Genomic DNA, 4,136 nt, shown 5'->3' on the forward strand with positions numbered 1-4,136 from the left:
AATATAAATCGAGCACCGCCTGCGACTCGTGGATTGCGGCCATCTCCATCACGCTCGCGACCAGCTTCTGGTTCTGCGCGCGATTTACCTGGCTGAAAAGATCGGCGTCCACCTCGATCGAAAGTCCGGGTTCGAGCTCGATTGCGATCGCCGCATCGCCGACAGTCGCGCGACTGGTGCCCGATCGCAGCACGATTCCCGCAATCTCGCTGTCCGATTCGAGCACGTTGCGCGCGCGCCTCAGCTCCTCTTCGGTGGCCGGCTTCTTGAGCTGTGCGACCTGCACTTCGCGCGCGCCGTCGCGCACGACCTCGATCTCTTCGACGCGCTTGCCGAGCGAGCGCGCCAGGTGCAGCGGCATCCGGATGCCCGCTTCGGCGACCATGCATGAATCGATCTCGACAATCGTGTTGCTGCCGGCCTCGTAGAATCCAAGCGCGCCCTTGGCGCCGACCCTCAGCCGGATTCTCGACCGATAGCCGAACTCGGCCGGCGCCGGTTCGACGAGTCCCGCCGGATCGATCGCGATTCCCAGTGCGTGATTCAGCTCGCGCGCGACGACCTCGCCCTTGAACCGCACTTGCGCGCTATAGTCGATGTGCTGCCAGTCACATCCACCGCATCGCGGCAGATAAGGACACGGCGCCACGCGGCGTTCAGCGCTTGCGCGGACGATCTCGTGAATTTTCGCGACGGCAAAGTCGCGGCGCTCCGATACTATCTCGACCTCGACGCGGTCTCCCGCCACTGCGCCGGGAACCATCACGGCCTTGCCGTCGTGACGGCCGACTCCGTACGGCCCAAACGTCATCGCGGTGATATCTATCTCGGTCACTCGCGATTGAGTTTATCCCCACTACGCAATTCGTGCGACGCGACTTATAATGATGCTCGCGTGCCCGCACCATCTCATCTACGCACTCACCGGTGACACCTTGGCGATCGAGACTGAACTCCGCGAACTAATCGACAGGAATCTTCCCGCTGATTCCGCACCCGCAGTGGCCGCCTTTGCCGCGCGGCTGTTTGCGCGCGAGTCCGCCGACAATCGCGAGCGCGTCCCGGCCAAGCGGCGGCTCGCGCTCGTGCAGTCGGCCTTTGATTTCTTTTCCGTCCGCACCGAGCCGGTAATCGCGCGCGTCGAATCGGTCCCGGGTGACGACAACGACACGCTCACCGTCGTCGAGACCGTGACTACCGATTGCCCCTTCATCGTCGACAGCCTGCTCGAATATTTCCATCATCTCGGCGCGAACGTGCGCACGGTGCTACATCCGATCTTCAAAGTCACTCGCGACCGGGAGGGGCGGATCGCATCGTTCGAGCAGTCCTCATCCACCGAGCGCGGCGAGTCGTTCTTGCACGCGGAACTCGAGCTGATGCCCACCCTCGAACAGGCGCAACAGATCGAGCGCGATGTCATCTCGATTCTGACCGAGGTCCAGGAGGCGACCGGCGATTTTGAGGAGATGACCGGCCGCGCGCTGCAGATCTGCGAGGAAACCGCAGCCATGCGCGAGCTGGTCGAAGTCCGCGACCTCATGCGCTGGCTGGTCAACGGCGGCTTCGTATTTCTCGGCTTTCGCCGCTACCTCGTGAGCCGCGACGACGGCGCCGGCAGGTTCGTGCTCGATCCGGGAACCGAACTCGGCATCATGCGCGAGCACGACGAGTCGCGATTCCGCACTTCGGTCCCGCTCGAAGAACTCGCACCAGCGCGCCGCAAGCTTTTCTTCGAAGGACCGCCGCTGGTCGTCGGCAAGTCTCCCGCCGAGTCGCACCTGCATCGCCGCCGCCCGATGGACAGCGTCTCGATTCGCCGCGCCGACGCATTGGGCCGAGTCGTTGCGTTCGACAATTTTGTCGGACTGTTCACCTCGAAAGCCTATGCGGAGGAAGCGCAACACATTCCCGTGCTGCGCGCGAAGTTGCGCGAGGTGCTCGAGTCCGAGGGCGCCGCGCCGGGCTCCCACGACTACAAGGAAATCATTTCCGCCTTCAACAGCTTCCCCAAGGACGAACTCTTTCGCGCACCGGTCGCGGAATTGCGCGCGCAGTTGCGGCTCATCCTCGACGTCAAGAGCGAGGCCGCGGTGCGGCTCTTCGTTGCGCCCGATCTGCGTCACGGCAACGTGATCGCGCTGGTCGTGATGCCGCGCGAGGCGGGCTCCGCCGAGCTCAGCCGGCGCATTCAGGATACTCTCGCAATCGCCCTTCATGGTTCGCTGGTTTATTTCTACCTGGCGCTCGGCGAGGGCTACACGGCGCGCCTGCATTTTTGTTTCGTGGCCGATCCACCCAAGGTCTCGGTCATCCGCGGGCTCGAGGCCTCCATCGCCGAACTCGCCAGGCGATGGGACGATCGCTTGCACGAGCGGTTGATCGAAAAGCTCGGACCTAAGCGCGGACGCTCGCTCGCCGAGCGATGGACCGGCGCGTTCAGCGCCGAATACCAGGCCGCGATCGACGTGGCGCGCGCGGTCGCCGACATCGAGGACGTCGAAACATTGCTCGCCAGCGGCCGCGATTTCATCGTCGAGGCCGGCGTCCACACATCGGACGGCGATGGCGGCGGCGGTCGCAGCGACATTCGGATTGTCGGCCTCGGCGACGCTCCGATGCTCTCCGACCTGATGCCCACGTTGCAGAACTTCGCCATCGAGGTGCTGTCCGAGGACGCTCACGAGCTCCGCCCTCGCACCGGCGGCAAAGTCACGCGCGCGTACCTGCAGGTTTTTTCCGTGAATGGACCCAACTCGCAGCCGTTCGCGACACTGCCGGGCGCCGCGCTGGTTGCCGCCGCGATCGCGGCGGTGCGCGACGGCCTTACTGCCGACGATGCGCTCAATGCGGTCACTCTGACCGCGGGTCTGACGTGGCGCGAAGTCGCTCTCCTGCGCGCGTATCTCGTTGCCGCATTCCAGATGCGTCTGGCGCCCGCTCGGCTCAGCTTGCAGCGCGTGCTGTTGCTATATCCCGACGTGGCCCGCCTGCTGTTCGAACTGTTTACTGCGCGCCTCTCGTTCGATAGTCCTGCCAAGCCGGAAAAAATCGCGGAGTTGCGCGAGGCGTATTTCGCTCGTCTCGGATCGATCGAGAATATTGTCGACGATCGCATCGCGCGTGCGCTGCTCTCGCTGGTCGAAGAGACCGTGCGCACCAATTTTTTCTGCGAGGCGCCCGCGCCTGACCCGTACATCGCGCTGAAGTTCGAAAGCGCGCGCATCACCGCGCTGCCCGATACCGCGCCGCTCTACGAGATTCACGTCAATAGTCCGCGCATGGAAGGATGCCATCTGCGGCACGGACGCTTCGCGCGCGGCGGCATCCGCTTCAGCGACAGGGCCGACGACTACCGCACCGAGATTCTCGATCTGATGAAGACGCAGACCGTGAAGAACGCGATCATCGTCCCGCGCGGCGCCAAGGGTGGCTTCATCGTCAAGTCGCGCGCGCGCCATCAGCCGAACCCGCGCGACGGCATTGAAGCGTACAAGACGCTGATGAACGCGATACTCGATCTGACCGACAACCTCACCGCGGCCGGCCCGGTGCATCCGGTGCGCGTCAGGGTGCTCGACAACGACGGACCGTATCTCGTCGTCGCCGCCGACAAGGGCACGGCGAGTTTCTCTGACGTCGCCAATGGGATCGCGATCGAGCGCGGCTTCTGGCTCGGCGACGCGTTCGCGTCCGGCGGCGAGCATGGCTACGACCACAAGAAGATGGCGATCACGGCGCGCGGTGCGTGGGAATCCGCGCGTCGCCATCTGCGCGAGATGGGCCGCGACCCCGACCGCGGCGCTCCCGTCACGATGATTGGCATCGGCGACATGTCTGGCGACGTGTTCGGCAACGGCCTGCTGCGCTCGCGCAACTTGAAGCTCATAGCGGCGTTCGACCATCGAGACATCTTTATCGATCCCGATCCCGACCCCGCCGTGAGCTTCGACGAACGCAAGCGCCTCTTCGATCTGCCGCGCTCGAGTTGGGCCGACTACAATCCCGCGCTCATCAGTCCCGGCGGCGGCGTCTTCCGCCGCGGACAGAAACGAATCGAGCTGAGCCCGCAAGCGCGCGCCGTGCTCGGCTGCGATTCCGACGCGCTCGACGGCGAGTCCTTGATTCAATGCATC

Annotated in this window: 2 protein-coding genes; one reads left to right on the forward strand and one right to left on the reverse strand. The window is 64.5% G+C overall.

Annotation, left to right across the window (positions count from 1 at the left end; translation table 11 throughout):
- On the reverse strand, window positions 1-835 hold an 835-nt coding region (locus tag VIW95_RS11530; protein ID WP_331586573.1), incomplete at its 3' end, for a class I SAM-dependent RNA methyltransferase.
- Window positions 836-884: 49 nt separating this feature from the next.
- Between VIW95_RS11530 and VIW95_RS11535 the strand changes: the two genes are divergently transcribed.
- Window positions 885-4,136 (forward strand): NAD-glutamate dehydrogenase domain-containing protein (locus VIW95_RS11535; RefSeq protein ID WP_331586575.1); only part of this gene is annotated, 3,252 nt, incomplete at its 3' end.

It is taken from the genome of Binatus sp. (SeqCode), from assembly GCF_036522015.1.
GTDB lineage: Bacteria > Desulfobacterota > Binatia > Binatales > Binataceae > Binatus.